The sequence below is a fragment of the Pseudomonas guariconensis genome (assembly GCF_024127895.1).
GTDB lineage: Bacteria > Pseudomonadota > Gammaproteobacteria > Pseudomonadales > Pseudomonadaceae > Aquipseudomonas > Aquipseudomonas guariconensis_B.
The window spans coordinates 270517-296961 of record NZ_JAMYBK010000005.1; the positions used below are offsets into that span (position 1 = coordinate 270517).

A 26445-nucleotide genomic window follows, 5' to 3' on the forward strand; every position below is an offset into this window, starting at 1 on the left:
AGCCCGCCGGCTCATGGCGAATCGTCGACGCTGCGCTACCGTGCAATAGCAAAATAATTACTTTTTGCCATCATTGGGTGCCAGGCGCAGGGAGGGCGGAAATGAGCAGTCGCTTGACCATGATTCTCGCCGTCTTGTTCTTGTTCGCCGCGGTGCTGGCCGGCTACTGGGGGCTGGTTCTCAGCCGGCCGCCGGTACCGGCGGTGCAACCGGCCACCGTGGTGGCCGAAGCCCCCGTGCCACAGGTCGCCCCGGCACCGGTGAGGCCAGAGGAGCCGCCACGCTCGCCGATCGTGGTGCTGCGCCGCGACGTCGCCGCCCACACGCCATTGACCGAGGACGACCTGCTGGTGGAGCGCCTGCAGGTCGTGCCCGAGGGTGCGTTCCAGCGGCTCGAGCAGGTGCTCGGGCGCAGCAGTGCACGCCCGCTGGCGGCGGGCAGTTGGCTCGACGAAACCAGCTTCCAGGCCGGTGGGCCGCTGGCGCGGATGATCCGTCGGCATGAGCGCGCGGTGGCGGTGGCCGTGGACGAGGTGATCGGCGCCGCTGGGCAGGTACGGCCAGGCGACTATGTCGACGTGCTGCTGTTCCTGCGTGAGGAAAACAACAACCCGCAGGCCACCGCCCAGGTGGTACTGCCGGCCTTGCGCGTGCTCAGCGTCGGCGAGCAGATGGGCCTGGCCAACGATGGCCGCCCGGCGCAGACCGCCGAAGAGCAGAAGGCGCGCCGCGAGTCGTTGGGCAACGCCACGCGCACCGTGGCCCTGGCCGTGCCCGAGGCGTTGGCCAGTCGCCTGATGCTGGCGGCCCAGGCCGGAACCTTGCGCCTGGCGGTGCGCAGCGCCGACGAACACTTGCTGGCGCGCTACTGGTCCGACCCCGAGGCCACGCCCCAGGTGGCCAATGCCCACCGCGATCTCTATCGCTTCAGCCAGCTGTCCCAGGTGGCGCCAGCCAAGGCGCCGTCCACCCGCACTGCGCCGGGCATGCAGGTCATCCGGGGTGCCCAGCCCGACGCTACCCACAAGACTCCCTGACCCAGCAAGGATGCCGCCATGCGTAGTACCGAGCGGATATTCAGACAGTTGTGCCATGCCCTGCCATTGATGGCGATGCTGCCGTTGGCCGAGGCGGCCAGCCAAGGCTGCGCGGCGTTCGCCCAGTTACCCTCGGTGATCGAGATGGACCAGGGCCTGCAGCAGGAGCTGCGTTTGCCGGTGGCCATCAGCCGGGTGGCGGTCGGCGAGCCGAAGGTCGCCGACGTCCAGGCCAGTGGCGAGCGTGCCGTACTGCTGACCGCGGTGGCGCCGGGCAACACCAGCCTGATGCTGTGGACCGCCTGCGCCCCGGCACCGCACCGGGCCATGTTGTTCGTCAAGGGGCGGGCCAGCGTGGACATGGCCGAGGGCGCGCTGTTGCCGTCCCAGGACCCGCAGTTGCCCAGCCAGGTGCAGGCCGATATCCGCTTCGTCGAGGTGCAGCGGGTCAAGTACAAGGAAGCTGGGGCGCGGTTGTTCTTCAAGGGTTCGAACAATAGCCTGATCGGCTCGCCCGGTACCGTGCCCGCTACCGCTGTCACGCCTGGCGAGGTCCCCATCAACCGTCCGGCGATACCGCTGGACAACGGTGTCTTCAACATCGTCTGGGGCGGCGGTAGCAGCCGCTTCCTGGCGATGATCAACGCCCTGGAGAACAGCGGCTTCGCCTATACCCTGGCGCGCCCCAGCCTCACCGTGCTCAGCGGGTTCACCGCGAGCTTCCTGGCGGGCGGGGAAATTCCTATCCCGGTACCGAGCAGTGGCAGCGACAACGTCTCGATCGAGTACAAGGAGTTCGGAGTACGCCTGGCGCTGACCCCGACGGTGATCAGCCGCGACCGCATCACCCTCAAGGTGGCGCCGGAGGTCAGCGAGCTGGACTACAGCAACCCTGTGAACATCGCCGGCACCCTCGTCCCGGGCCTGAAGGTGCGACGCACCGACACCAGCATCTCCCTGGCCGATGGCGAGAGCTTCATCATCAGCGGCCTGGTCAGCAGCAACACCCGCTCTGCCGTGGACAAGTTCCCGGGCCTGGGCAACCTGCCGATCATCGGCGCGTTCTTTCGCCAATCGACGCTCAACCGCGAAGACACCGAGCTGCTGATGATCGTCACCCCACACCTGGTCCAGCCACTGGCCGCCAATGCACGGCTGCCACAACTGCCAGGCGAGCACTTGCGTACCTACGACCCCAGCTGGGGCCAGCTGTTCTTCCTGGAAAACGGCAACTTCGACGGCCGTAGTGGGTTATCACGATGAGCGAGAGCCTGAACCAGACCTACCTGGCCATCACCCGCAACGAGGACGACCTGCACTGGCTGCAAGGCGCCTTGGCGCCGCTGGGCCAGGTGATCGGCGCCAGCGGCGGCAGCCTCGACGAGTTGCTGGCGCTGGTCGATGTGACCTTCAGCAACCTGGTGTTTATCGGCCTGGACCGTGAGCAACTGGTCAACCAGTGCGCCTTGATCGAAGGTGTGCTGGAGGCCAAGCCGATGCTGGCGATCGTTGCCCTGGGCGATGGCATGGACAACCAGTTGGTGCTGCACGCCATGCGCGCCGGGGCACGCGATTTCGTCGCCTACGGCTCGCGGGCCAGCGAAGTGGCCGGGCTGGTGCGGCGCCTGGGCAAGCGCCTGCCGGTGGTGGCCAGCAACCCCAGCCTGGGTGGCCTGAGCGTGCTCTACGGTGCCCAGCGTGGCGCCGATGGTGCACTGCTGACCACCCACCTGGCGCGAGTGGTCCAGGAGAGCGGCCAGCAGACCCTGCTGCTCGACCTCGGCCTGCCGCGCGGTGACAGCCTGGCGCTACTGGGGCTGGAGGCGTCGTTCTTTTTCGGCGACGCCCTGCGCCACTTGCGCCGCCTCGATGCCACCCTGATCGACAGCGCCTTCACGGCCGACAAGGGCGGCCTGCGCATCCTCGCCTACGCCGAGAGCGACGTGCCGCTGGCGCAATCGAGCACCGCCGAGCTGTACATGCTGCTCAGCGCCTTGCGCCAGCACTTCCAGCACATCGTGGTCAACCTCGCCGGGCAGGCCGACAGCGAAGCCCTGCGGACCATCGTCAGCCATTGCGACAAGCTGATCCTCTATACCGACCAGAACATCCTCGACTGCCGGCGCAACCTAGAGGTGCTGGAGCAGTGGCGTGACCGTGGCATCAAGCTCGAGCATGCCGGCCTGCTGGTGGACCGCTACCTGCGCCAGGTGGCGCCGGATGCCGATGCCCTGGCCAAGCGCTACGGCCTGCCGTTGCTCAAGGTGCTGCCCTACAGCCCCGAGGTGCGCCTGAATGCCAAGAACCAGGGGGCGAGCCTGTTCGAGCTGGCGCCGCGGGAAAGCCTGACCCAGGCCTTGCGCGGCTTGGGCGAGCGCCTGGCGCGGCGCTCGGAGAACCTGGCGACACCCACCTTCACCTGGTTTCGCCGCCTGTGGAGCAGCAAATGAGTGGCGACGAACCCTTCGGCGGGCCACGCCATGCCGCGGCAGACCCGCAGGCACTCAAGCGGGCCCTGCACCGTTTCGTCATCGATGCCATCGAAGACAGCGGGCGCAACCTGCTGGAGGGCGCGCGGCCGGCCCTGACCCAGTTCGTCGTGGAGCAGGTGGGCGACTATGTGGCGCGCCTGCACCTGGCCTTGTCACGCTACGAGATGGAGCGCCTGGCCGAGGAACTGGTCGACGAGCTGACCGGCTATGGCCCGCTGGAAGTGCTGCTGCGCGATGCCAGCGTCACCGAGATCCTGGTCAACGGCCCGTACCGGGTGTTCGTCGAGCGCGCCGGGGTGCTGCAGCAGACCGACCTGCGTTTCATCGACGCCCATCATGTGGAGCGGGTGATGCAGCGCATCCTCGCCCCGCTCGGCAGGCGCCTGGACGAGTCCTCGCCCATGGTCGATGCGCGCCTGCCCGACGGCAGCCGGGTCAATGCCATCATCCCGCCGGTGGCGCTGGACGGCCCTTGCCTGTCGATCCGCAAGTTTCGCCAGGACATGCTCAAGAGCGCTGACCTGCTGGCCACCCGGGCCATCGACCAGGCCATCTTCGACTTCCTCGAGCGCGCCGTGGGGCGGCGCTGCAACATCCTGGTCAGCGGCGGTACCGGCACCGGCAAGACCACCCTGCTCAACATCCTCAGCCAGATGATCGCCCCCCAGGAGCGCCTGGTGACCATCGAGGACGTCGCCGAGCTGCAGTTGCACCACCCTCATGTGGTGCGCCTGGAAACCCGCCCGCCGAACGCCGAGGGCCACGGCGAGATCAAGGCCAGCGAGCTGATCCGCAATGCCCTGCGCATGCGCCCGGACCGTATCCTGCTCGGCGAGATCCGCGGCGCCGAGGTGCTCGATGTGCTCACGGCGATGAACACCGGGCACGACGGCTCGATGAGCACGGTGCACGCCAACACCGCCCAGGACGCCCTGCTGCGGCTGGAAACGCTGGTCGGCCTGACCGGGCGGCAGGTCGCCGAGAAGACCCTGCGGCAGATGATCTGCGCGGCGCTCGACGTGGTGATCCAACTGACCCGCCTGGCCGATGGCCGGCGCTGCGTCAGCGAGGTGCTGGAAGTGGTCGGGGTGCGGGATGACGTCTATGTCACCAATACCCTGTTCCGCCTCGACCGACGCAGCGGCGAGGGCTTCCTGCGCGAGGCGCCGAACCCGGCGGGCGCCAAGCTGCGCCATGAGGGGGTGTTGTGATGGGGCCGTTGTTGCTCGCGCTGTCGCCGCTGTGCCTGGGCATCGCCGTGCTGCTGCTGCGTCTTGGCCTGCACAAGCGGGGCGAGGAGCGCATCCTCCAGCGCCTGGGGCGGGCCTACCAGGCCGTGCGCACGGGCAATGCCAGGCGCGACTGGCTCGACCCGCTGCTGCAGCGTGCCGGGCTGGCCCATGCCGGCTTCAGCCTGCGGCCTTGGCTGCTGGCCTGGTTCGCCCTGGTGCTGGCGGCCTGGCTGGTGTCTGGTTGGGTGGCGGCGCTGGCGCTGTTGCCGGGCATGCCGCTGCTGGCCTACCTCTACCTGCACGGGCGCTACCGCCGGCGCCTGGGGAAGATCATCGAGCAGTTGCCGGGGCTGCTGGACTACAGCGTTCGCAGCCTCAAGGCTGGGCGCACGCTGAGCGACGCGGTGCTCGGTGGTATCGACGGCACCCGCGAGCCCTTGCGCTCGGCCATGGGCCGGGTGCGGCGCAACGTGCAACTGGGCGTGCCGCTGGAGGACGCGGCAGGTGAACTGGCCGAGCTGTACGAGCAGGACGAACTACGCCTGTTCGCCCTTGGCCTGCGTATCAACCAACACTATGGCGGCAACGCCAGCGAGTTGCTGGAAAACCTGATCAAGCTGATCCGCGAGCGCGAGCAGGGGGCCCGGCAACTGCGGGCCATGACCGGGGAGACACGGGTAACCGCCTGGATCCTCGGTGCCTTGCCGTTGGCCATGGTCGGCTACTTCCTGCTGGGCAACCCGGGTTACCTGCTGGCCATGTGGCGTGACGACCACGGTCAGTGGATGCTGCTGTTCGCCTTCGCCCTCCAGGCCCTGGGTTGCCTGGTGCTGTGGCGCATGATGAGGCGCTTGTGAACATGGCCTTGCTGCTGTGCGCCCTGTGCCTGTTCGTGGCGTCCGCGCTGCTGGGCCTGCAGGCGGCGCGCCAGTGGCGCGCCCGGCAATTGGTCGCACGCCGCCTGCAAGGGCAGATGGCACGGGAGGAGCGCCTGGGGGACTGGTTGCACTGGTTGGGTAGCACGGCACTGGGGCGACGTTTGCAGACACTCGACGGCGAGACCCAGGCCCTGCTCGACCGGGTCGGTTGGCGGCGCAGCCGTCAGCGGGCGTTGTTCGCCGCCGTGCAGCTGGGGCTGCCGTTGCTGGCCGTGGGGATGACGTTGCTGTTGCAGCATGGCCTGGTGGGCGAAGGCCCAGGGCACTGGCTGGTGCTGCCCTTGTGCGCCCTGGGTGTCGGCTACCTGTTGCCCAAGCGCCTGCTGGCGGTGGCGGCGCAGCGGCGTCAGCAGCGCATTGCCCTGGAGGTCAGCCTGCTGATCCCGTTGCTGCGCATCCTGTTCGAGACTGGGCTTGCGGTCGAGCAGGCCTTGCGGGTGCTGAGCCAGGAGGGCCGCGGCCTGCTGCCGGAGATCAGCGAGGAGCTGCGCCTGGTACTGCAGCGGGTGGATTCGGGCCTTGCCCTGGGGCCGGAGCTGGAAAAGAGCGCCCACCTGCTGGCGGTGGACGAATTCATCGATACCTGCGTGATCCTGCGGCAGTTGCTGGTGCAAGGCAGCGGCGGGATGAAATCGCTGCAGGCGCTCAAGGCATTGCTCGACGACCGCCGCCTGACCCGCTTGCAGGAGCGGGTGTCGAAGATGTCGGCGAAGATGTCGGCGGTGATGATGCTGTTCTTGTTCCCGGCCTTGCTCATCGTCCTGGCCGGGCCGGGCTTTACCGCGCTGGCGCGGGCCTTGGGATCCTGAAGGGAGGGGAGGCGGATGAAAGCGCTGTTGTTGTTCACCGGGTTGTTGCTGCTCGCCGGTTGCGCCGGCCAGCCACCTGATGGCCTGGCCCGGCTGCTGGGCGCTGCCCAGTGCGGCAAGCCGGACGCCAACCAGCAGTTGGCCCTGAACCTGGCGGATGAAATGCTCAACGAAGGCCGGCCCCATGCCAGCCTGGCGCACCTGCAGCAGTTGCCGGATGCGCTCGACCAGGTGCGCCTGCGCAAGGCCAAGGTCTTGCGCTTGCTCGGGCGCAGCGAGGCCGAGCCGCTGTACCGTGGCTTGCTCGGTGGTTGCCTGGCGGCCGAGGGCGAGCATGGCCTTGGCCAGCTCGCCTCGGCCCGGGGCGACGATGCCCAGGCCCTGCGTCACCTGCAGCGGGCCGTGCGCCTGGCGCCGACCGACGAGAAGGTGCGCAACGACCTGGGCGTGGTGTTGATGCACCTGGGCGATCACGAGCAGGCGCGTTTCGAGTTTCTCACCGCGATCGAACTGAAGGACGACAACACGCTGCCGGCGGTCAACCTGGTGACCCTCGCGCTGGTCCAGGACAACTGGCAGCAGGCTGCCGACCTGGTGGCCCGGTTGCGGCTCAGGCCCGAACAGTTCGCCGAGGCCCAGGCCCGGGCGACGCAGTTGAAGACGAGCGGGCGTGGCGCGACGCCGCTCGGTTGAATCCAAGGGAGGAGATGCCCATGCTCAAGTGCGTGATCCTGTTGGTCGGCCTTGCCGGCCCCCTGGCAGCGTTGGCCGAGGAGCCGGCGCAGACGGCCACCGAAGCGCTCTTGCAGGTGCAGGCGAGCAACCAGCAGGCCTCGCCGACGCCACAGGTGCAGACCGCCCGGGAGCGGGAGCAGGCCCTGCAGCGCTGGCTGGACAGCTACAAGTACCCGATCCCCGAGGTTTTCCGCTGGCAGTCGGTTGGTTCGTCGGGTGACTGAGCTGGCTCATCTGGGACTGCTTCGCGCCCCATCGCCGGCAAGCCGGCTTCTGCGTCGATCTCAAGAGCGGCGCGGGCTCTATGGGAAATCTGGGAACAGAGACCGAAAGAGCAACGGGACCCTGTGGGAGCGGGCTTGCCCGCGAAAAGGGCGCCGCCATGCTAGTAATGCTGTTCACTTAAGCCATTGGGGCCGCCTTGCGGCCCTTCGCGGGCAAGCCCGCTCCCACAGGGGCCGCGTAAAGCCACTATCAGTTCTCTGCGTGACAGCGCAGCCCAAAGGCTGGGTAATCTCCTACAAGTACGCTGCAAACCTCAAGGAATGCACGATCCTGTGGGAGCGGGCTTGCCCGCGAAGGGCTGCAAGGCAGCCCCAATCGATGTCACATCAGACTTAAGTGAACAGCATCAGCCGCCGTGCCAGGGGCTTTCAATGGGCCGTAAAGCGCTGGTGCACCGGTGACGAACGCGGCGTCAGCGCCAGGGCCAGTTGGGTACGGTTGTGCATGTGGGTCAGGCGCAGGACCTGGGACACGTAGAGCTTGACCGTGTTCTCGGTGATGCCCAGCTCGCAGGCGATCTGGTAGTTGGTCTTGCCCTTGCTCACCAGCCTGGCGACTTCCAGCTGGCGCGGCGAGAGCTTCTCGAAGTTCGGCGGCAGTTCGGCCTCGGCCTCCTCGGGATCGCCGGCACGGCGCTGCACACCCAGGCCACGGGCCTTTTCCAGGTCGTGGTAGAGATCGTCGATGGACTCGGCCAGCTCCTGCAGGCGTTGGTTCAGCTTGCCCAGCTCACGCAGGTTGCGCTGGCGCTCCAGCAGCGCCTGCTCCTGGCGGCGCACGCCCTCGAGCAGCTCGTCCAGGTCGATGGGCTTCTGGTAGTAGTCGGCGAAACCTTCGCGCAAGGCGCGGATGACATCCTGCTTTTCGGCCCGCCCGGTGAGCATGATCGCCTCGAACATGCGCCGGCGCCCGGACAGCGCTTTCAGCATGCGGACCAGCTCGATCCCATCGCGTCCGGGCAGGTGCAGGTCGCACAGCACCAGGCCAATGCCGTCATCGGCCTGGTAGCGCTCGATGGCCTGCTCCGTGGAATGGGCCGGGACGCAGCCGTAGCCCTGGTACTCGAGAAATTCACACAACTGCTCGACGATCAACGCCTGGCCGTCGACGACCAGTAGCTTCACCTCACTGATGGATTTGTTCACGATCGACTCCCTGTTCGACTCGGTCCTGCTCCTGGGCCAGAGAGACTGGCCGCTAAAGACACTAGTCGCACTTTGCGAGTATGTACACGGGCTGTACGACGAATCTGGACCGAGTAGTCATTTACGGGATCCAGACGGCCGTCAGCAGGAAGCCCGCCAGCACGAAAGGCGCGAACGGTTGCTTCTCGTCGACCTCTTCGGCCAGTTGCTGCAAGCGTTTCCTCACCTTGGGGCTGAGCAAGGCCAGCAGGCGACGCCTGGCGAGCATCCAGGCCAGCACGGTGATGCCGGCGCCGATGAAGGTGCCGAGCACGTACTGGTGGCTGGTGGCCAGGGCCAGGGCGCCCATCAGCTTGACGTCGCCGGCGCCGAAACGGCCAAGCATGTAGCCGGGCAGGGTAAGCAGCATGACGATGGCCAGCGCCCAGCCGGCATCGCTGGGATCGGCGCCGATCCAGCTGTGGCCGGTGGCGAACAGCCAGGCCAGCGCAGCTGCGGCGACACCCAGTGTCAGGGCGTTGGAAAGCTGTCGTTCACGGATATCTTGTTCGGTGCACAAGGCAAGCCACATCAGGAGAACAATGCTTTGCATTGGCAAATTGCCATCCCTATTCGTTGAACGGTTCTATGCTGTCAGTCAGGTGTCATAGTCAGGGTAGACGCGAACATGAAAGCAAGCCTGGCGGGACGGCAAAAAGGTGCGGCAGCCATCGAGTTCGTCGCCGTTTTCATGGTGTTTTTCGCGGTGTTCTATGGCTTGGTCAGCCATGCGTTGCCGATGCTGATGTTGCAGTCGTTCAACCAGGCCAGCAGCGAGGCGGTGCGTCGCTGCGTGGCGCTCGACCCGGGCGGCGAGCATTACCGAAGCGACGTCGACAGCCTGGCCCGGGAGGTGGTCGGGCAGCAACTGGCCTGGATGCCGGCGGCCCTGGGTTTCAGCGTCGTCACCGATACGAAGGTCACCTGGAGCGGCGACAACCTGCTGACCGTCTCGATCGACTACCCTCGCGAGCGCCTGGTCCGCGTACTGCCGGTGCTGGTGCTGCCCTTGATCGGTGAGGTGCCACGCCTGCCCGAACGCCTGCAGGCCGAAGCGAGCCTGCAACTGTGAGCGGCCTGTTCGATCGCTGGCGTGCGGCGCCACCGAGCGCGCACGAGGCCGAGGTGCCACTGGCGGTGGGCCTGCAACTGTGGCTCGATGCCCAGGGCGCGGTGCAGCGTCTGTCTGGCCCGTTGCGTACCCTGCTGGCCTTGCCCGCCCACGGTGGCGGGCGGGTGCATGACTACCTGGAGCGGCACAGCTGGCTGGTGCTCGAAGGCGAGCCGGCCGACTGGCAGGGGCTACCCCTGGACCTGGATTTCCACACCGTCATGGGGCATCCCCTGCACACCCGTGGTTGGCTGATGCGCCACGGTGACGGTTGGTTGCTGCAACTGTTCGATATTGGCGACCTGTTGCTCGAGCGTGCCCACGCCAATGAGCAGCAAGGCCTGCGACAACTGGCGGGAGAGGTCGGCCGCGCCGTGCGCGAATGCGGCGAGGAGCACCTGGCACAGTGCGTGGTGGAGCAGTTACAGCGTCTGGCTGAGTGCTGGCATGCCCCGGCGTTGCGCCTGGTGCTGCGCGAGCCGGCTGGCTGGCGCAGCTTCGCCAGCAACGACGCCGACTGGCCCTGGCCCGAAGACACGCGCCTGCAACCTTGGTTGACGCGGTTGCCGGCCCAGGCGTTGCTCGACAGCCGCGAGCATCCCGAACTGCTGGCGCTGTGCGGGGGTGTCTCGCTGTTCCTGCTGCCTTACTGCCAGGGGGCTGAGGCCGAGGCCTGGCTGCTGTGCGCCGGTGCCCAGGCGCTGCCGCAGACAGCGGCGGCGCAGGGGCTGCTGCAGGCTCTGGTCGAGCCGTTGCTGGGCCGTCATCGGCAGGCCCAGCTGCTGCGCCAGACCCACCACCTGGAGGCGTTGCAGCAACAGCTGGGGGCGGGGTGGTGGGCGTGGCCGCTGCACGGCCCCCTGCATCTGGATCCGTACCTCGCTGCCAGCCTGGGCCTGGTGCGTGAACCGAGCCTTGAGCAATGGCTGGCACGTGTGCACCCGGCGGATCGTGAAGCGGCGCAACTGGCACTGGAGCAGGCCCGCAGCAGCGGGGAACTGAGCCTGAGCCTGCGCGTGCCGGGCGACGATGCCCTGGCGGCGCCACGTTGGTTCCATTGGGTCGGGCGCTTGCAGGGGCGGCAGTTGCGCGGCTTCTTGCTCGATATCAGCGCACTCAAGGCGCAGGAGCTCCAGGCCGGTGCTGCGCGGGCACGGCTGGAGAACCTGATCGCCAGTTCGCCGGCGGTGATCTACATCCAGCGTTACGCCGACGGTGCGCTGTACAGCGAGTTCTTCAGTGCCAGCCTGATGCCGCTGCTCGGTTGGGCAGCGGACAGCGAGCAGGCACACCAGCCTGGCCTGGCGGTGCATCCGGACGATCGCTCGCTGTGGCTGGAGCGTACCCGCAGCTTGTTGCGCGATGGCCAGGCGCGCTGCCGCTACCGCCTGCGTGACAGCCGGGGCGGCTATCACTGGGTGCTGGACGAGGCACGCCTGCTGCGCAACGATCTCGGCCAGCCGCTGGAGGTGGTCGGCCTGTGGTTGGATGTCAGCGAGGCGACCGAGGCCGCCGAGCGGGTGCGCCAGAGCGAGGAACGCTATCGGGTGCTGGTGGAGGATTCGCCGGCGATGATCTGCCGCTACCGCCCGGACCTGGCCCTGCTGTTCGGCAACCGGCCGCTGGCCGACTGCCTGCGCTGCACGCCGGAGCAACTGCTGGGTATGAACCTCGGGCAGTGGATGTCCGATACACAGCGTGGCGAGTTCCTCCAGCGGCTCCAGGCCCTGACCCCCGAGCAGCCGGTGAGCAGTGCGCAGGTCTGCCTGCAGCTGCCTGGCCACGAGCATGCCTGGTGGGTCTGGGCCGACCGTGGCCTGTTCGACGACCAGGGCCGGTTGTTGGAGGTGCAGGCGGTGGCGCGTGACAACACCGAGGTCCGACGCAGCCAGCGCCAGCTCCTGCAAGGCGCCAAGATGGCGACCCTCGGCGAGCTGACCACCGGGTTGCTGCACGAGATCAACCAGCCCCTCAACGTCATGCGCATGGCCACGGTCAATGCCTTGAAACGGTTGGACAACGGCGCCGTCGAGCCGGCCTACCTGCAAGACAAGCTGCGCCGCATCGAAGCCCAGGTCGAACGCACGGCACGGTTGGTCGACCACATGCGGGTGTTCGGACGTCGCTCCGAGGTCGAGCGCCAGCGTTTCAGTGCCTGGGCGGCGGTGGAAGGGGCGGTGGCCCTGCTCGACGAAGGGCTGCGCGGCAAGGGGGTGACCCTGCGCATCGAGCCTCCGCAGCAGCAGCCGCTGGTGCTGGGGCACCAGGATCAGCTCGAACAGGTGTTGATCAACCTGATGGTCAATGCCCGTGACGCGCTGCTCGAACAGCGCCGGGACGCGCCGTGGATCTGCATGCGCCAGTCGTTGCAGCCCGGGGAGTTGTGCCTGTGGGTGGAAGACAACGGCGGCGGTATCGATCCCCAGTTGCAGGCACGGATCTTCGAGCCTTTCTTCACCACCAAGCCGGCCGGTGTCGGCACGGGCCTGGGGTTGTCGGTGAGCCATGGCATCGTCGAGGGCATGGGCGGCAGCCTGAGCGTGGCCAATGGCGCCGAGGGGGCGTGTTTTCGGATCAGCCTGCCGCTTCACTGCACCAGTTGAGCGCGACCGCTGGAGCAGGTCAGGTTGGCACCGACTTCGGCGTTGACCAGGTCGATGCCGAGCACCTTGAGCAGGGCATTGACCAGCGGGTCGAGCAACGGGCTCAGCAGGTTCCGGATCAGCGGCTCCAGAATGTTCTTCACGCCGTCCAGCAGCCCGGCGGTGAGCACCAGAAGCTCGCCCAGGCCGCTGTTGGCGGTGGGTTTGTAGGCTTCCAGGCGGATGCCCGCCAAGGTGTCGCCGAGGCTGCCGACGACCTGGCTGTCGGCCATCGACAGGTAGCGGGGCGGCTGCCCGATGTCGGGCGGCTCGCTGGCGTCCTTGAACAGCAGGGGCATTGCCGTGGCGCCACTGCCCAGCACCTTGCTGTCGATGCGCAGCCCGATGCCGCCCCCGGCGAAGGGCACGCGCGTGCCGCATATCGGCGGCAGGATCAGCAGGCGGCTACAGACGTTGGTCCCGATGTCGATCAACGGGAGCGCCTTGACCGTGGGGGTGCCTTGGCTGAAGAACGTCTCGGGGGGCTCGAACTTGCCGACCGCCAGCCTCACCGCAGCCTTCTCGGCAAGCACGCTCAACTGCTTGGGCGCGCAGCTGTAGCTGGCTGGTGGGCCGGGCCTGAGGCGGGCGGAGGCTTTGGCCGCTTCCAGGCCGATATCGATGTGCAGCTTGCCGTCCAGCAGCTTGATGTCGCTGACCTTGCAAGGAATGCCCAGGGCGCAGGTGAGTGAGTGCACCGTGCCCAGCAGGTTCAGGTTGAGCAGGCTGTTGAGTACGTTGGTCAGGGGCGCCGCCAGGTCGAGGACGGCGTTGGCCAGCCCGGCGATGCCTGACAGCAGCGGCAGGTCGAGAGAGACCAACGCCCGTACCTGCGCGGTGTGAACCGCGATCTCGTCGCTTCGCGGATCTCCTGCTGCGGAAACCTGCTGCGGTTCGATCACCTTCAGGCGTATGCGGCCATTGACCAGGCCCAGCACATTGAGGGGCAAGTCGATGTTGGCGGCGTTTTCGCTGGTCGCAAGCTGGACCACACCCTGCACCAGTTGCAGCAGTTGGACACTGGCATCCAGCCCGGCCTGGGTGGTGCCGTTCTGGATGTCGAGAATCCTGCCCAGCTTCAGGAGCGTGCCATTGCCGCTGCCCACGGCCACCTTGCCGAGGTTGGTGATGACCTCAGCGGCAGCACCGCTCTGCTGCAGCACCTTGACGGCCGCTTGCAGCAGTTGCGTGGCAGTGGCATCGGCGTTGAGCAACTGGTGGTAATCGCCGATGTCCAGGCCCAGGTCGATGGCCAACTGGTCGAGGTAGCGCAGCAGGTTGATATCGGCGTCGGCTAGGCCTTGCCAGCCCGCCACGTCCAGTTGCACATGGCTGCCGAGGGCGCCGAGCAGGGCGTTGAGTATCGCCGACTGACGCGAGTCGACTTTCAGCAGGGTGCTGCGGATGCTCAGCATGGCCTGGGGTGGCCGGGGCATCGAAGCCACTGCGCTGGCGCCGAGGGTCGTGGTCAATGGCAGGTCGCTGCCTTGCACCAGGGTGAAGGCACTGGCGGCAATGCTCGTGGGCACCGTGTTGCGTACCTCGACCTTGATCGCTTCGTTGCGCGAGGTGTCGGAGGTGAAGATGCGCAGGTTGCGGGCATCGGTCTGCAGGTAGCCACAGCTGGCCACGAGGGGGTTGCCGGGGGCATGGCCGTTGCGGGTGGCCGCGGCGCGGGCGAGGGTGCTGGCCTGGGGGCCGTTGCCATTGCAGCCGGCGTGCTGCCCGGCGGCTTCCAGCGCGGCCATGTCGGCGATGCGCTGTAACTTGCGCTGCTCGAGGTAGAGCCTGCCGCTGTCGACCACCAGCAGCAGGAACAGCAGGGCCAGGCCGAGGGTCAGGGCGGCCATCAGGCCGATCGCGCCGCGTTGGCGCACAGCGGAACGGGGAACCACGGGCACTCCTTTGCAGGCCATCGGCCACGCAGCGCAGCGGCGATGAAAGGAGTGTAGTCAGGGTGATGGCAAATTGCCTTGATCGAGTGGCCGTCAGCGCCTCAACGCGGTGGATAGTTGCTCATCAATTGCGCGACGGTCTTCTGGATCGCGGCATTGCGCTCCTGCGGGCTGGGCGGATAGTTGTTCATGATCTGCTCGGCACTGCCGCGCCAGACCAGCTTGCCGTCGCGCCCATCGAACAGGTCGACCTGGATGGTCGCCACCTTGTAGTCGACGCTGCGGGTTTCGTTGTACATCGGCCCGCCCCAGTAGCCTCCCCAATAGCCGCCCCAGGCTCCGCCGTAGTTGGTGGTGATCTGCTGCTGGCGCTGCTCGACGATCAGGTAGGTGCGCACCCTGACGTCTGGCCGGGCATTGGCCTGCGCCGGGCGCAGGCCGCGCTGGTCGAGCTGGTCGGCGACGGCCTGGCGGATGCGCTGTTCGGTCAGGTCGCTCTTGATCCGCGGATCGTCCGGGCGGTACTGCAATGCCGGCTCCTGCCAGGCCCAACTGCGGTACCCGGCGAAGTCGCGGCTGGCGTCGAAATCCTGGGTGACGTTGTTGCTCGCGCACGCGGCCAGCAGCAGCGTGAACGACAGCAGAACGAGGCGGCGCAACATGATGGTTCTCCGGTGCAGGTTAACTGGGAGGATAGCCGTCGAGGGCCTTGTGCACCGATTCGCGCAAGGCCTTCTCGCGGTCGCGTGGCGAGCTCCTGTCGCTGCCGCTCTCGGCGCTGGCGCTCCATACCGGCTGGCCATCGCGGGCATCGAACAGATCGATCCGCACCACCATCACTTCGACCTCGTAGGTGCGCACGATCGGCACGCTGCCGTAGGCCCCGTAGCCGTGGCGGTAGCCGCCGTAGCCGATGCCGCCATAGGGGTACGGGCCGTAGTAGGGGTCGTAGTAGTCGTAGTCGCGGACCTGGCGCAGGCGTCGCTCCAGGCGCATGTCGGCACTGACCAGCAGGTCGGCGCTGCCACCCCGGGCCGGGCGCAGGCCGTGCTGGTCGAGGGCGCTGCTGACCGCCTCGGCCAGTTGCGCCGGGTCGGCACTGGCACTGGCGCTGGGCAGTTGGCCGTTGCGCCAGCTCCAGCTGCGATAGCGCCCGTAGTCACGAGGGGCTGCCGGGTAGGCACTGGCATCGAAGGTGCTGGCCGCCTGGGGCGGGGCTGGCGGCAGGGGGCGGCCGCTGGCGACATAGGGGTTGCTGCCCTGGCAGGCAGCCAGGGCGAGGGGCAGCAGGGGCAGGCACAAGAGACGGTACCGCATGTGTTCCTCCCGGCAGGCGGGTCAGTGCGGGCGGCAGACCCAGTGCAGGTAGCGGCCCAGCCCGGCGAAGCTTGGATGTCGGCGGTGGGCCAGCTCCATTTCCAGCAGGTCGAGCAATTCGGCCTTGGCCTGGAACTCCTTGGGCATGTAGTCGTGGAAAATCCGCACACCACTTTCGCTTTCGACCTGCCACATGGGTTCAAGTTGCGCCTTGAGCTCGCGGGGATCAAGGGGTTTTTGCGGGGTCAGGCTCTGCTTCTCGCCGGCCAGGCGGTTGCTGCGCAGCTTGCGGAAATGGCCCTTGAGCAGGTTGCGGTAGATCAGTGCGTCGCGGTTGTAGAACGCCAGCGACAACCAGCCGCCTGGGGCGGTCAGCTGGTGCAGCACCGGCAGGATGCTCTCGGGTTCGGCCAGCCATTCCAGCACGGCATGGCACAGGACCAGGTCGAAGGGTTCGGTCAGCTGGCCGAGCAGGTCCTGCCAGGGTGCCTGGATGAAGGTGGCCTGCTGGCCTGCCTCGGCGAAGCGTGCCCGAGCACCGTCGAGCATGGGGGCGGCGGGCTCGGCGAGGGTCACCTGGTGGCCGCGCTCGGCCAGCCACAGGGCCATGTGGCCGAGGCCGGCGCCGATATCCAGCACGCGCAGGGGGCGATCGGGCAGGGCCTCGGCCAGGTCGGCCTGGAGTACGGCCAGGCGGATGGCACCCTTGGCGCCGCCATAGATCTTCTCGGCGAAGCGGCTGGCCAGCTCATCGAAGTGACGGTCGTTCATCGGGCGAAACGCCTCTCGCTGTCGGCCAGTTTGGCGCGCACCACCTGTTCCATGTCCAGGCCCAGTTCGCTGCACAGCAGCAACAGGTACAGCACCACGTCGCCGACCTCCTGGCCGGCATGGGCGAGTTGCTCGGGGGGTAGCTGGCGTGACTCGTCCTCGCTCAGCCACTGGAAGATCTCCACCAGTTCGGCCATCTCCACACTGGCGGCCATGGCCAGGTTCTTCGGGCTGTGGAAGCCGCGCCAGTCGTTGGTGTCGCGGATCCGGTGCAGGCGTTCGGTCAGTTCTTGCAGGTTCATCGGGGGCTCTCCTCTTGGCGCATAGCTTCGGATGAGCCTTTGTGCAAAGCAAGTGCATTGGGGCCGCTTCGCGCCCCATCGCCGGCAAGCCGGCTCCCACAGGGGCCCTGCAAACCGCATCATGCGTGGTCGACTCGCACCTTGCGGGAGCTTGCCGGCGATGGGCTGCAAGGCAGCCCCAATGCCGCTTGGCTCTAGAGCGCGCGCCACCGCCCGAGCATGTGCACCCGTTCGCCATGCCCATCCAGGCGCAAGATACCTTCCGGCCCGGCCTCGCTGGCGCTGAGCACCACCTCGGACGGCAAGCGCACCGGCTTGCGGAAATCCACCTCGAAGGCATAACCGCTGGCCGGCAGGTGGCCTTGCAGCGCGGCCATCGCCATGGCCTTGCTCCACATGCCATGGGCGATGGCCTTGGGAAAACCGAACAGGCGGGCGCTGGGGGCGCTCAGGTGGATCGGGTTGTAGTCGCCGCAGACGTTGGCATAGCGCCGGCCGATGTCGCGGTCGGCATACCAACGGGTGACCTCGGGCAGGTTGCCGGGCTCGAGCTCCGTTTCCTCATCGGCTTGCCCGTCAAGCTGCAGGCCCCGCACCAGCATGCGGCTGCTCTCGCGCCAGAGCGGGCCTAGCGCATCCTCGGCTTCGGTGACCAGGTCGAAGGTGCCGCCCTTGGCATGGGGTTTCAGAGCGTCGACATACACCGCGAAACGCAGGCCATCGACCCCACCCAACGGGCGATACACCTCGATGGCATTGTGCAAGTGAACCAGGCCGAGCAACGGGAAGGGGAAGTCACGGGCCGTCAACAACTGAAGTTGCAGGGTAAAGGCCATGACATGGGGATAGGTCGGCGGCAGTTGGCCATGGTCGGCGAAATGGCAGAGTCGTCGATAAGCCGACAGGTTGTCGGGCTGCACCCGCAGGAAACAGCGCAGGCCGGTCTCGGGTAGGCGGGTGCCGTGGATCTTGCGTTTGCCCAGCGCCCGCAGGTAGAGGCTGGCGCGCGATTCGGGGGTGTGCAGGTCATGCCATTGCCGGTTCATGTTCAGGCCCCCATCAGTGCCTGGCCGCAGACCCGCAGGACCTGGCCATTCACCGCACCGGAGCCGGGTTGGCTGAGCCAGGCCACGGCCTCGGCGACATCCTGGGGCTGCCCGCCCTGGCCCAGCGAGCTCAGGCGGCGCCCGGCCTCGCGCAGGGCCATGGGCATGGCGGCGGTCATGTGGGTCTCGATGAAGCCCGGCGCCACGGCATTGATGGTGCCGCCGCGCTCGGCCAGTTTCGGCGCCCAGGCCTGGGCGAAGCCGATCAGGCCGGCCTTGCTCGCCGCATAGTTGGCCTGGCCGCGGTTGCCGGCGATACCGCTGACCGAAGCGAGCAGGGTGATGCGCGCGTCTTCGCCGAGGGCACCGGCCTCGTGCAGCGCCTGGGTCAGCAACTGGGGCGCCTTGAGGTTGACCGCCATGACCGCGTCCCAGTATTCGGGCGTCATGTTGGCCAGGGTCTTGTCGCGGGTGATGCCGGCGTTGTGGACCACGATGTCGATGCCTTCGGGGAGGGCGTCGAGCAGTTTCGCCGGGGCATCGCTGGCACAGATGTCCAGGGCCAGGGCACGGCCGCCGAGGCGGGCGGCGAGGGCGTCGAGGTCCTGCTGCGCCGGTGGTACGTCGAGCAGGGTCACCTCGGCGCCATCGCGGGCCAGGGTTTCGGCAATGGCCGCGCCGATACCCCGCGCCGCGCCGGTTACCAGGGCGCGACGCCCGGCCAGGGGGCGGGTCCAGTCCTCGACCTGGCTGGCGCAGGCCTCCAGGCGCAGGACCTGGCCGGAGACGAACGCGCTCTTGGGCGAGAGGAAGAAGCGCAGGGCGCCTTCGAGCTGGTCCTCGGCGCCGGCACCGACATACAGCAGTTGCGCCGTGGCGCCGTTGCGCAGCTCCTTGCCCAGCGAGCGGCTGAAGCCTTCCAGGGCGCGCTGGGCTACGCTGGCCAGCGGGTCGTCGAGGCTTTCTGGCGCGCGGCCGAGGATCACCACGTGGGCACAGGGGGCGAGGCTGCGTAGCAGGGGCTGGAAGAACTCGCGCAACTGACGCAGCTCGTCGCTGTCGGACAGGTGGCTGGCATCGAACACCACCGCCTGGAGCCTGGGGCCGAGCCCGGCGACCCAGGCCGGGGCTTGCAGGCCTTCGACGTTGAAGCTGTAGAGCTCGGTGGTCAGGCGTGCGGCGATGGCCTCGAGCGTGCTCGCCAATGGCCCGCCACCCAGCACCAGTGCGCCTTCCACCGGCCGCAGGCGGCCAGCCTGCCAGCGCTGCAAGGGGGCCGGGCGAGGCAGGCCGAGGGCATCGACGAGGCGGCGGCCCAGGTTGGAGTTGGCAAAGCCGAGATAGCGATCGCTCATGTACGGTTCTCCCTGAAGGCAAGCATGCAAGTGTGGACCAAGTTTGCGGGCGGGACGTTCGAATGCGGTAAAAAGACCTAGGCTGTACGGATCGAAATTGTTTCAGGAGGAACATACGCATGCGCTCACCTCGCCGGGTCGCGATCCTGGGTGGCAACCGAATCCCCTTCGCCCGCTCCAACGGGGCCTATGCCAATGCCAGCAACCAGGCGATGCTTACCGCCGCCCTCGAAGGCCTGGTCGAGCGCTATCGCCTGCATGGCCTGCGCCTGGGCGAGGTGGCGGCGGGCACGGTGCTCAAGCATGCCCGCGACATGAACCTGACCCGCGAGTGCGTGCTCGGTTCGCGTCTGTCGCCGCAAACGCCGGCCTACGATATCCAGCAGGCCTGCGGCACGGGCCTGGAGGCGGCGCTGCTGGTGGCCAACAAGATTGCCCTGGGGCAGATAGAGTGCGGGATCGCTGGCGGCGTCGATACCACCTCCGATGTTCCGATCGGGGTCAACGAAGGCCTGCGTCGCATCCTGTTGCAGGCCAATCGCGGCAAGCACCTGGGCGAACGGCTCAAGCCTTTCCTCAAGCTGCGTCCCAGGCACTTGAAGCCCGAGTTGCCGCGCAATGTCGAGCCGCGCACCGGGCTTTCCATGGGCGAGCACTGCGAGCGCATGGCCCAGGGCTGGCAGATCGGCCGCACCGAGCAGGACGAGCTGGCCCTGCTCAGCCACCAGCACCTGGCGGCGTCCTTCGTCGAAGGCTGGCATGACGACCTGCTCACGCCCTACCTGGGCCTGACCCGCGATAACAACCTGCGTCCGGACCTGACGCTGGAGCAGTTGGCCAAGCTCAAGCCGGTGTTCGACCGCAGCGGCCTGGGCACCTTGACCCCGGGCAATTCCACGCCGCTGACCGACGGCGCCTCGCTGGTGCTGCTCGGCAGCGAGCAATGGGCCGAGGAGCGTGGCCTGCCGGTGCTGGCCTACCTGGTCGATGGCGAAACCGCCGCGGTGGATTTCGTCAAGGGCCAGGAGGGGCTGCTGATGGCCCCGGTGTATGCCGTGCCGCGTCTGTTGGCGCGCAATGGCCTGACCTTGCAGGACTTCGATTACTACGAGATCCACGAGGCCTTCGCCGCCCAGGTGCTGTGCACGCTTAAGGCCTGGGAGGACGAGGAGTACTGCCGCACTCGCCTGGGGCTGGAGGCGCCGCTGGGGGCGATCGATCGCAGCAGGCTCAATGTGAAGGGCAGCTCGCTGGCGGCGGGGCATCCCTTCGCGGCCACGGGCGGGCGGATTTTGGCGAACATGGCCAAGCTGTTGGCCAAGGCTGGCAAGGGCAGGGGGCTGATCTCCATCTGTGCGGCGGGGGGGCAGGGGGTGACGGCGATCGTCGAGCGTTGAGTGCTTCGCAGGTTGGGCCCAGTGTCGGTGAGTCAGGACCCCGACTGACACTGGCCCCTGACGAATCTCTGTTAGGCTTGTCACTTCTGCAACACACGAACCCGTCATGTCGAGTACCGGACAGCTTCCCCCCCCTCGCGCCATCCCCGCCCTGGAGCACCTGCCCAGGCCGCTCTACGCCCGCGCCGAAAGCCTGGGCGCCGGCTCCTGGACCACCCGCCACCGTCACGACTGGGTGCAGTTCTCCTATGCCATCAGTGGCGTGCTCGGCGTCTACACCAGCGATGGCAGCTATTTCGCCCCGCCCCAGTGGGGGGTGTGGATCCCCGCTGGCATCGAGCATGAAGTGGTGACCTCGATGCAAGCCGAGATGCGCAGCCTCTACGTGCGCCGCGATGCCTGCCCTTGGGCCGAGGAGCAGTGCCGGGTGCTGGAAGTGACCCCTCTGGTACGGGAGCTGATCAAGCAGTTCTGCCTGTACCCGCCGGAGTACCCGGAAAACGACAGCGCCGAGGCGCGGCTGGTGGCGGTGCTGCTCGACCAGTTGCGCACCCTGCCGGAGGTGGGGTTCTCCCTGCCGTTGCCGCGCCACCCAGGCCTGTTGGCGCTGTGCAACGGATTGATCGCCGAGCCGGACCGACCCCAGACCTTGCGGCAGTGGGCCCGGCAGTTGGGGTGTTCGGAGAAGACCCTGATGCGCCTGTTCCAGCGTGAGACGGGCCTGAGTTTTCGCAATTGGCGCCAGCGCATGCGGCTCTTGTCGTCCCTGGCCTTGCTGGAGGCGGGGGAGAGCGTGACCGAGGCGGCGCTGGGCTGTGGGTACGATTCCACTTCGGCGTATATCGCCGCGTTCAAGCAGCTGTTCGGGGCGACGCCTGGGGAGTTGCGCTTGTAACGAATACCGGGGCTGCGAAGCAGCCCCGATGGGCTCAGGTTCGGAAGCGTCGTACCAGCGCATCCAGCTCGTTGGACAGCCCTGCCAGGCTTTCGGAGTCCTGCCTGGCGGCCTGGGCCAGTTCGGCCACCAACTGCGCATCGCCATGGATCTGGCTGATATGCCGGTTGATGTCCTCGGCCACCTGGTGTTGCTCTTCGGCAGCCGTGGCGATCTGGGTGTTCATGTCGCGGATGATGTCCACCGACTCGCGGATCTGCCCGAAGCTGTCGCGAGCCATGCCGATGCGGCTGACCGACTGCTGCGAAACCTCCAGGCTGGCGTGCATCTGCTCGGCGACTTCGGCGGTACGGGCGGCCAGGTTGCCCAGCAGGCCATCGATCTCGGCGGTGGAGTCGGCGGTGCGCTTGGCCAGGGCGCGAACTTCGTCGGCGACCACGGCGAAGCCACGGCCCTGCTCGCCAGCGCGGGCGGCCTCGATGGCGGCGTTGAGGGCCAGCAGGTTGGTCTGCTCGGCGATCGAACGGATGGTGCCGAGGATCGACTGGATGGCATTGCTGTCGCGCTCGAGCTGCTGGATCGACTGGGCCGACTGCTCGATCTCCTGGCTCAGGCGGTCGACGCTTTGCACCGCCGCGTCGATCTGCTGCTGGCCTTCGCGGGCCTGTTGCTGGCCGCTGTCGGCCGACTGCGCGGCCTGGCTGCAGGAGCGGGCGACCTCGTTGGCGGTGGCGACCATTTCATGGAACGCGGTGGAGACCATGTCCACGGCCTCGCGCTGGCGGCCGGCGGCTTCGGCCATGTCGCCGGAGACACGGGTCGAACTGCTGGAGGTGTGGAGGATCTGCCCGGCGGCGGTACCGATGTGCTGGATCAGGCTGCGGATGGCGCCGAGGAACTGGTTGAACCAGTTGGCCAACTGGGCGGTTTCGTCGCGCCCGCGAACCTCCAGGCTGCGGGTCAGGTCGCCTTCGCCTTGGGCGATGTCTTCCAGGCCGTTGGTGACACTGTTGATCGGCCGCACGATGAGCTTGGCGAAGGCCGTACCGACGACCGCGAACACGGCGGCCAAGGCCAAGGCGATGATGCCGATCAGCCAGGTCAGGCGGGTAGTGGTCTGCATCACTTCGTCGTGGCGGATCAGGCCGATGAAGGTCCAGCCCAGTTGCTCGTCAGGGTAGAGGTTGGCCATGTAGCGCTCCCCGCCCAGCTCCACCTCGACCAGGCCTTGGCCGGCCTTGGCGAGGGCCGCGTAGCCATCGCCGAAACTGGCCAACTGCTTGAAGTTGTGGCTGGCATCTCGCGGGTCGACCATCACGTTGCCGTTCTTTTCCACGAGCATCAGGTAGCCGCTGTCGCCGAGCTTGATCTTCTTGACGATCTCGGTGAGCCCGTTCAGGGAAACGTCGATGTTGACGACGCCGCCAGGGTTGCCGAGGGCGTTGGGGACTGCCCGCACGGTGCTGATCAGGACGGCATCGTCGGCGGCCCAGTAATAGGCGCCGGTGCGCACGGTCTTGCCGGGGTTGGCCATCGCCAACTGGTACCACGGGCGTTGGCGCGGGTCGTAGTTGGAGAACTTCTGCCCGGCCGGCCAGCCGACGTAGCCGCCGTCGTTCACGCCGTACGAGACATAGGCGTAGCTGGGGTGGACCTGCGCCAGGCGGGTGAAGAACTCGAGGACTTGCTTGTCCTGCTCGCCCAGCTCGTTGCTGGGGTTGGTGGCCAGGTACTTGTTCAGGTTATCGCCGGTGGCGGCGACCAGCGGCTGGGCGGCCAGGTAGTTCACGTTCTGGTCGATGCCCTGGAAGAAGATATGCATCGCGTTGCTGACCTGGCGGATTTCCCGACTGCTGTTGTCGAGGAAGTCCTCGCGGGCTTCGCCGCGCAGGTTGAGGACCACCAGGGTGGCCACGAGGACGATGGGCAGGCCGGCGATGACGGCGAAGGCCCAGGTCAGTTTCTGTTTGATGTTCATCCACGCTCCCGGAGTTTTTCTTGTGCGACACATGAGGCAGGTGTCCAAGAGATCGGCAGCGTCTGGTTTTTTTGTAGGGAAGTTCCCGTATTTATTGGGCGAGGTCGTGTTTGGTGACTGTGCGGTCGTGTTTGGATGGCCTGGGGATGCCAGTGGCGCTCAGGGCTGCAAAGCAGCCCCAGTACCGCTTGAATGCTTCAGCCCAGGGATTTGTCCTTGCCCCGGCAGCAACCGCTGCCATTGGCCAGGTCCTTGAGGATCGGGCAATCCGGCCGGTCATCGCCATGGCAATGGGCAACCAGCTCGCCCAAGGTATCGCGCAGCCCAACGAGTTCCTCGATACGCCGGTTCAACGCCTCGATATGCTGCATCGCCAGGGCCTTCACATCGGCACTGGCACGCTGGCGGTCCTGCCAGAGGGTCAGCAGCCTGGCCACCTCGTCCAGGGAGAACCCCAGGTCACGGGAGCGCTTGATGAAGGCCAGCGTGTGCAGGTCGTCCTGCTGGTACAGACGGTAGCCGCTGTCGCTGCGTTTGGCCGGCTTGAGCAGGCCGATGGACTCGTAGTAGCGGATCATCTTGGTGCTGAGCCCGCTGCGGCGGGCGGCTTGGCCGATGTTCATGGGGCCTCCTGTCGGGGGGCGGTGGGCTTCCAGGTCTTCAGCCACAGGGCATTGCTCACCACGCTGACGCTGGACAACGCCATGGCCGCGCCAGCCAGCACCGGGTTGAGCAGGCCGAAGGCGGCCAGGGGAATGCCGATCAGGTTGTAGATGAAAGCCCAGAACAGGTTCTGGCGGATCTTCGCGTAGGTCTTGCGGCTGATCTCCAGGGCGGCGGGCACCAGGCGCGGATCGCCACGCATCAGGGTGATCCCGGCAGCCTGCATGGCCACGTCGGTGCCACCGCCCATGGCGATGCCGATGTCGGCGGCGGCCAGTGCAGGGGCGTCGTTGATGCCGTCGCCGACCATGGCCACCACGCCATTGCGCTTGAGCGCCGCCACCGTGGCCGCTTTGTCGGCCGGCAGCACTTCGGCATGCACGTCGTCGATGCCCAAGGCATCGGCCACCACCTTGGCACTGCCACGGTTGTCGCCGGTCAGCAGGTGGCTGCTGATGCCTTGCTCGTGCAATGCATGGATAGCCTGCCCGGCGCCTGGTTTGAGGCTGTCGCCGAAGGCGAACAGGCCCAGCACCCGAGGCTGTGGCCCGCGCTCGATCAACCAGGACAGGGTGCGCCCTTCGGCTTCCCAGGCCTGGGCCTTGGCGGCCAGTTCGCCCGCTTGCAGGGCGCTCTCGTCGAGCAGGCGGCGGTTGCCCAGGGCCAGTTCGCGGCCCTCCACCCGCCCGGCGATGCCACGGCCGGTGAGGGATTGGCTGTCGGCCACCTGCGGCACGTGCAGGCCTTGCTCGGCGCAGGCATCGAGTACCGCCTTGGCCAGCGGGTGTTCGCTGCCCCGCTGCAGAGCGCCGGCCAGGCGGTGCAGTTCGCCTCGGTCGCCGTCGAGGGCCTGGCTGTGGACCACGCGGGGGCTGCCGGAGGTGAGGGTGCCGGTCTTGTCGAAGACCACGCGATTCACTGCATGGGCGCGCTCCAGCGCTTCGGCGTCCTTGATCAGGATGCCGTGGCGGGCAGCCACGCCGGTGCCGGCCATGATGGCGGCGGGAGTGGCCAGGCCGAGGGCGCATGGGCAGGCGATCACCAGCACGGCGACGGCATTGATCAGGGCGTTTTCCAGCGGCGCACCGGCCAGCCACCAGCCGGCCAGGGTGACCAGCGCGACGACCAGCACCGCCGGTACGAACACCTGGCTGACCCGGTCCACCAGCTTCTGGATCGGTGCCTTGGCTGCCTGGGCATCCTCGACCAGGCGGATGATGCGGGCCAGCACGGTCTCGGTGCCGAGGGCCAGGGTGCGTACCAGCAGACGGCCCTCGCCGTTGATGGCGCCTCCGGTGACCGGGTCGCCAGGCTGCTTGGGCACCGGCAGGCTTTCGCCGCTGATCAGGGCCTCGTCGGCGTGGCTGCTGCCTTCGAGCACCTGGCCATCGACCGGGAAACGTTCGCCGGGCCTGACCAGCACCAGGTCGCCCAGGCGCAACTGGCTGATCGCCACGTCTTCCTCGTGGCCGTCGAGCACCCGCACGGCCCGCTCCGGGCGCAGCGCCTCCAGCGCCCGTATGGCACTGGCGGTCTGGCGCTTGGCGCGGCTTTCCAGGTACTTGCCCAGCAGCACCAGGGCGATCACCACCGCCGAGGCTTCGAAGTACAGGTGTGGCTGCAGGCCGGCCGGGGCACGGGCCCATTCGTACAGGCTCAGGCCATAGCCGGCGCTGGTGCCCAGGGCGACCAGCAGGTCCATGTTGCCGGCACCGGCACGCACGGCCTTCCAGGCGGCCACGTAGAAGCGGGCGCCGAGGATGAACTGTACCGGCGTCGCCAGCAGGAACTGCGCCCAGGCCGGCAGCATCCAGTGCAGGCCGAACGGCTGGCCGAGCATCGGCAGCACCAGCGGCAGGGCCAGCAGCAGCGCGGCGGCAACCGCCAGGCGTTCGTTGCGCAGGCGGCGCAGGGCTTGTGCTTGGTCGTCATGGGTGGTGTGAGGCAGGCTGGCGCTGTAGCCGGCTTTTTCCACGGCCTGGAGCAACAGGCTGTCGTCGACGGCCGCGAGGACTTCGAGGTGGGCGCGCTCGCTGGCCAGGTTGACGCTGACCTGCTCGACGCCCGGCAACTTGCCCAGGGCGCGTTCGACGCGGCCTACGCAACTGGCGCAGGTCATGCCGCCGATCTGCAGCTCGACGGTGCGGGTCGGCACGCCGTAGCCAGCCTCCCGTACCGCATCGACGAGGGCTGGCAGGCTGCCGGCCGGGGCCAGGACCCGGGCCTGTTCGGTGGCAAGGTTGACGCTGACCTGCTCGGCGCCGGTGACCTTGCGCAAGGCGCGCTCGACGCGGCCAGCGCAGCTGGCGCAGGTCATGCCGGAGATCGGCAGGTCGAAAGTGGTGGATGCGGACATGGCTC

The 26445-nt window shown here is 67.6% G+C and carries 24 protein-coding genes and 1 pseudogene; 12 read left to right on the forward strand and 13 right to left on the reverse strand.

Annotated elements, in window-relative coordinates:
• The first annotated feature begins 101 nt into the window (after positions 1 to 101).
• The 8 genes from cpaB (at position 102) to NJF35_RS09055 (ending at position 7467) form a co-directional block, all read left to right on the forward strand.
• The gene (gene cpaB, locus NJF35_RS09020) at positions 102 to 1037 is read left to right on the forward strand and encodes a Flp pilus assembly protein CpaB (protein WP_225790490.1); all 936 of its coding nucleotides are present in this window, start codon (positions 102 to 104) and stop codon (positions 1035 to 1037) included.
• Between the two features lie 69 nt (positions 1038 to 1106).
• Positions 1107 to 2300 carry a type II and III secretion system protein family protein gene (locus tag NJF35_RS09025; protein WP_225790512.1) on the forward strand — a complete coding sequence of 398 codons (1194 nt, stop codon included), beginning with the start codon at positions 1107 to 1109 and terminating at the stop codon, positions 2298 to 2300.
• Positions 2297 to 3487 carry a pilus assembly protein gene (locus NJF35_RS09030; protein WP_253081012.1) on the forward strand — a complete coding sequence of 397 codons (1191 nt, stop codon included), beginning with the start codon at positions 2297 to 2299 and terminating at the stop codon, positions 3485 to 3487. Before NJF35_RS09025 ends, NJF35_RS09030 begins: the two co-directional genes overlap by 4 nt.
• Positions 3484 to 4740, forward strand: coding sequence for a CpaF family protein (locus tag NJF35_RS09035; RefSeq protein WP_225790488.1), 1257 nt, complete (start codon positions 3484 to 3486; stop codon positions 4738 to 4740). The genes NJF35_RS09030 and NJF35_RS09035 overlap by 4 nt, the downstream gene beginning before the upstream one ends.
• Positions 4737 to 5618, forward strand: a complete 882-nt coding sequence (locus NJF35_RS09040) for a type II secretion system F family protein (RefSeq protein WP_225790487.1) — start codon at positions 4737 to 4739, stop codon at positions 5616 to 5618. Before NJF35_RS09035 ends, NJF35_RS09040 begins: the two co-directional genes overlap by 4 nt.
• Before the next feature lie 2 nt (positions 5619 to 5620).
• The gene (locus NJF35_RS09045) at positions 5621 to 6508 is read left to right on the forward strand and encodes a type II secretion system F family protein (RefSeq protein WP_225790486.1); all 888 of its coding nucleotides are present in this window, start codon (positions 5621 to 5623) and stop codon (positions 6506 to 6508) included.
• A gap of 15 nt (positions 6509 to 6523) precedes the next feature.
• A complete protein-coding gene (locus NJF35_RS09050; protein WP_225790485.1) occupies positions 6524 to 7201 on the forward strand; it encodes a tetratricopeptide repeat protein in 678 nt (225 codons plus the stop codon).
• Between the two features lie 20 nt (positions 7202 to 7221).
• Positions 7222 to 7467, forward strand: a complete 246-nt coding sequence (locus tag NJF35_RS09055) for a DUF3613 domain-containing protein (protein WP_253081013.1) — start codon at positions 7222 to 7224, stop codon at positions 7465 to 7467.
• Between the two features lie 429 nt (positions 7468 to 7896).
• On the opposite strand, the gene NJF35_RS09060 is transcribed toward NJF35_RS09055, so the two are convergent.
• Both NJF35_RS09060 and NJF35_RS09065 read right to left on the reverse strand, forming a co-directional pair.
• Positions 7897 to 8673: a response regulator transcription factor gene (locus tag NJF35_RS09060; RefSeq protein WP_225790483.1), complete on the reverse strand. Its 777-nt coding sequence runs from the start codon at positions 8671 to 8673 to the stop codon at positions 7897 to 7899.
• A 121-nt stretch (positions 8674 to 8794) separates the two neighbouring features.
• Positions 8795 to 9265 (reverse strand): prepilin peptidase, encoded by a 471-nt coding sequence (locus NJF35_RS09065; RefSeq protein WP_225790482.1) that lies wholly within the window; start codon positions 9263 to 9265, stop codon positions 8795 to 8797.
• Between the two features lie 75 nt (positions 9266 to 9340).
• Here NJF35_RS09065 and NJF35_RS09070 point away from each other — a divergent pair, with 75 nt between their 5' ends.
• Positions 9341 to 9784, forward strand: a complete 444-nt coding sequence (locus NJF35_RS09070) for a TadE/TadG family type IV pilus assembly protein (protein WP_225790481.1) — start codon at positions 9341 to 9343, stop codon at positions 9782 to 9784.
• On the forward strand, positions 9781 to 12426 hold the full coding sequence (locus NJF35_RS09075; RefSeq protein WP_253090960.1) for a PAS domain-containing sensor histidine kinase: 2646 nt from the start codon (positions 9781 to 9783) through the stop codon (positions 12424 to 12426). Before NJF35_RS09070 ends, NJF35_RS09075 begins: the two co-directional genes overlap by 4 nt.
• Here the strand turns inward: NJF35_RS09075 and NJF35_RS09080 are convergent.
• From NJF35_RS09080 to NJF35_RS09110, 7 genes are all read right to left on the reverse strand, one after another.
• Complete coding sequence (locus NJF35_RS09080; RefSeq protein ID WP_253080413.1) at positions 12411 to 14360, reverse strand: pilus assembly protein TadG-related protein; 1950 nt, start codon at positions 14358 to 14360, stop codon at positions 12411 to 12413. The genes NJF35_RS09075 and NJF35_RS09080 overlap by 16 nt on opposite strands.
• Positions 14361 to 14461: 101 nt before the next feature.
• On the reverse strand, positions 14462 to 15022 hold the full coding sequence (locus NJF35_RS09085; RefSeq protein ID WP_225790478.1) for a DUF4136 domain-containing protein: 561 nt from the start codon (positions 15020 to 15022) through the stop codon (positions 14462 to 14464).
• Between the two features lie 19 nt (positions 15023 to 15041).
• Positions 15042 to 15677 carry a DUF4136 domain-containing protein gene (locus tag NJF35_RS09090; RefSeq protein ID WP_225790477.1) on the reverse strand — a complete coding sequence of 212 codons (636 nt, stop codon included), beginning with the start codon at positions 15675 to 15677 and terminating at the stop codon, positions 15042 to 15044.
• Between the two features lie 21 nt (positions 15678 to 15698).
• Positions 15699 to 16448, reverse strand: a complete 750-nt coding sequence (locus NJF35_RS09095; RefSeq protein WP_225790476.1) for a methyltransferase domain-containing protein — start codon at positions 16446 to 16448, stop codon at positions 15699 to 15701.
• Positions 16445 to 16750 (reverse strand): MazG-like family protein, encoded by a 306-nt coding sequence (locus tag NJF35_RS09100; RefSeq protein ID WP_225790475.1) that lies wholly within the window; start codon positions 16748 to 16750, stop codon positions 16445 to 16447. The genes NJF35_RS09095 and NJF35_RS09100 overlap by 4 nt, the downstream gene beginning before the upstream one ends.
• A gap of 194 nt (positions 16751 to 16944) precedes the next feature.
• A complete protein-coding gene (locus NJF35_RS09105) occupies positions 16945 to 17796 on the reverse strand; it encodes a MaoC family dehydratase (RefSeq protein ID WP_225790474.1) in 852 nt (283 codons plus the stop codon).
• Between the two features lie 2 nt (positions 17797 to 17798).
• The gene (locus NJF35_RS09110; protein ID WP_253080412.1) at positions 17799 to 19151 is read right to left on the reverse strand and encodes a 3-oxoacyl-ACP reductase; all 1353 of its coding nucleotides are present in this window, start codon (positions 19149 to 19151) and stop codon (positions 17799 to 17801) included.
• 119 nt (positions 19152 to 19270) lie between these two features.
• Between NJF35_RS09110 and NJF35_RS09115 the strand changes: the two genes are divergently transcribed.
• Both NJF35_RS09115 and NJF35_RS09120 read left to right on the forward strand, forming a co-directional pair.
• On the forward strand, positions 19271 to 20548 hold the full coding sequence (locus tag NJF35_RS09115; RefSeq protein ID WP_253080411.1) for an acetyl-CoA C-acetyltransferase: 1278 nt from the start codon (positions 19271 to 19273) through the stop codon (positions 20546 to 20548).
• A gap of 106 nt (positions 20549 to 20654) precedes the next feature.
• Complete coding sequence (locus NJF35_RS09120) at positions 20655 to 21443, forward strand: AraC family transcriptional regulator (protein ID WP_253080410.1); 789 nt, start codon at positions 20655 to 20657, stop codon at positions 21441 to 21443.
• A 34-nt stretch (positions 21444 to 21477) separates the two neighbouring features.
• Here NJF35_RS09120 and NJF35_RS24845 read toward each other — a convergent pair whose 3' ends face one another.
• From NJF35_RS24845 to NJF35_RS09135, 4 genes and pseudogenes are all read right to left on the reverse strand, one after another.
• Positions 21478 to 22245 carry a methyl-accepting chemotaxis protein gene (locus NJF35_RS24845; protein ID WP_410896982.1) on the reverse strand — a complete coding sequence of 256 codons (768 nt, stop codon included), beginning with the start codon at positions 22243 to 22245 and terminating at the stop codon, positions 21478 to 21480.
• Between the two features lie 90 nt (positions 22246 to 22335).
• A pseudogene (locus NJF35_RS24850) lies at positions 22336 to 23454 on the reverse strand (cache domain-containing protein); the annotation flags it as partial.
• A gap of 164 nt (positions 23455 to 23618) precedes the next feature.
• A complete protein-coding gene (gene cueR / locus NJF35_RS09130) occupies positions 23619 to 24044 on the reverse strand; it encodes a Cu(I)-responsive transcriptional regulator (RefSeq protein WP_225790900.1) in 426 nt (141 codons plus the stop codon).
• Positions 24041 to 26440 (reverse strand): heavy metal translocating P-type ATPase, encoded by a 2400-nt coding sequence (locus NJF35_RS09135; RefSeq protein ID WP_253090961.1) that lies wholly within the window; start codon positions 26438 to 26440, stop codon positions 24041 to 24043. Before NJF35_RS09135 ends, cueR begins: the two co-directional genes overlap by 4 nt.
• Positions 26441 to 26445 lie beyond the last annotated feature (5 nt).

Coding starts and splice junctions, on each gene's coding strand:
- cpaB (WP_225790490.1), top strand. CDS start 102: ATGAGCAGTCGCTTGACCATGATTCTCGCCGTCTTGTTCTTGTTCGCC.
- NJF35_RS09025 (WP_225790512.1), top strand. CDS start 1,107: ATGGCGATGCTGCCGTTGGCCGAGGCGGCCAGCCAAGGCTGCGCGGCG.
- NJF35_RS09030 (WP_253081012.1), top strand. CDS start 2,297: ATGAGCGAGAGCCTGAACCAGACCTACCTGGCCATCACCCGCAACGAG.
- NJF35_RS09035 (WP_225790488.1), top strand. CDS start 3,484: ATGAGTGGCGACGAACCCTTCGGCGGGCCACGCCATGCCGCGGCAGAC.
- NJF35_RS09045 (WP_225790486.1), top strand. CDS start 5,621: ATGGCCTTGCTGCTGTGCGCCCTGTGCCTGTTCGTGGCGTCCGCGCTG.
- NJF35_RS09050 (WP_225790485.1), top strand. CDS start 6,524: ATGAAAGCGCTGTTGTTGTTCACCGGGTTGTTGCTGCTCGCCGGTTGC.
- NJF35_RS09055 (WP_253081013.1), top strand. CDS start 7,222: ATGCTCAAGTGCGTGATCCTGTTGGTCGGCCTTGCCGGCCCCCTGGCA.
- NJF35_RS09065 (WP_225790482.1), bottom strand. CDS start 9,265: ATGCAAAGCATTGTTCTCCTGATGTGGCTTGCCTTGTGCACCGAACAA.
- NJF35_RS09070 (WP_225790481.1), top strand. CDS start 9,341: ATGAAAGCAAGCCTGGCGGGACGGCAAAAAGGTGCGGCAGCCATCGAG.
- NJF35_RS09085 (WP_225790478.1), bottom strand. CDS start 15,022: ATGTTGCGCCGCCTCGTTCTGCTGTCGTTCACGCTGCTGCTGGCCGCG.
- NJF35_RS09090 (WP_225790477.1), bottom strand. CDS start 15,677: ATGCGGTACCGTCTCTTGTGCCTGCCCCTGCTGCCCCTCGCCCTGGCT.
- NJF35_RS09095 (WP_225790476.1), bottom strand. CDS start 16,448: ATGAACGACCGTCACTTCGATGAGCTGGCCAGCCGCTTCGCCGAGAAG.
- NJF35_RS09100 (WP_225790475.1), bottom strand. CDS start 16,750: ATGAACCTGCAAGAACTGACCGAACGCCTGCACCGGATCCGCGACACC.
- NJF35_RS09105 (WP_225790474.1), bottom strand. CDS start 17,796: ATGAACCGGCAATGGCATGACCTGCACACCCCCGAATCGCGCGCCAGC.
- NJF35_RS09110 (WP_253080412.1), bottom strand. CDS start 19,151: ATGAGCGATCGCTATCTCGGCTTTGCCAACTCCAACCTGGGCCGCCGC.
- NJF35_RS09115 (WP_253080411.1), top strand. CDS start 19,271: ATGCGCTCACCTCGCCGGGTCGCGATCCTGGGTGGCAACCGAATCCCC.
- NJF35_RS09120 (WP_253080410.1), top strand. CDS start 20,655: ATGTCGAGTACCGGACAGCTTCCCCCCCCTCGCGCCATCCCCGCCCTG.
- NJF35_RS24845 (WP_410896982.1), bottom strand. CDS start 22,245: ATGGCCGAAGCCGCCGGCCGCCAGCGCGAGGCCGTGGACATGGTCTCC.
- cueR (WP_225790900.1), bottom strand. CDS start 24,044: ATGAACATCGGCCAAGCCGCCCGCCGCAGCGGGCTCAGCACCAAGATG.
- NJF35_RS09135 (WP_253090961.1), bottom strand. CDS start 26,440: ATGTCCGCATCCACCACTTTCGACCTGCCGATCTCCGGCATGACCTGC.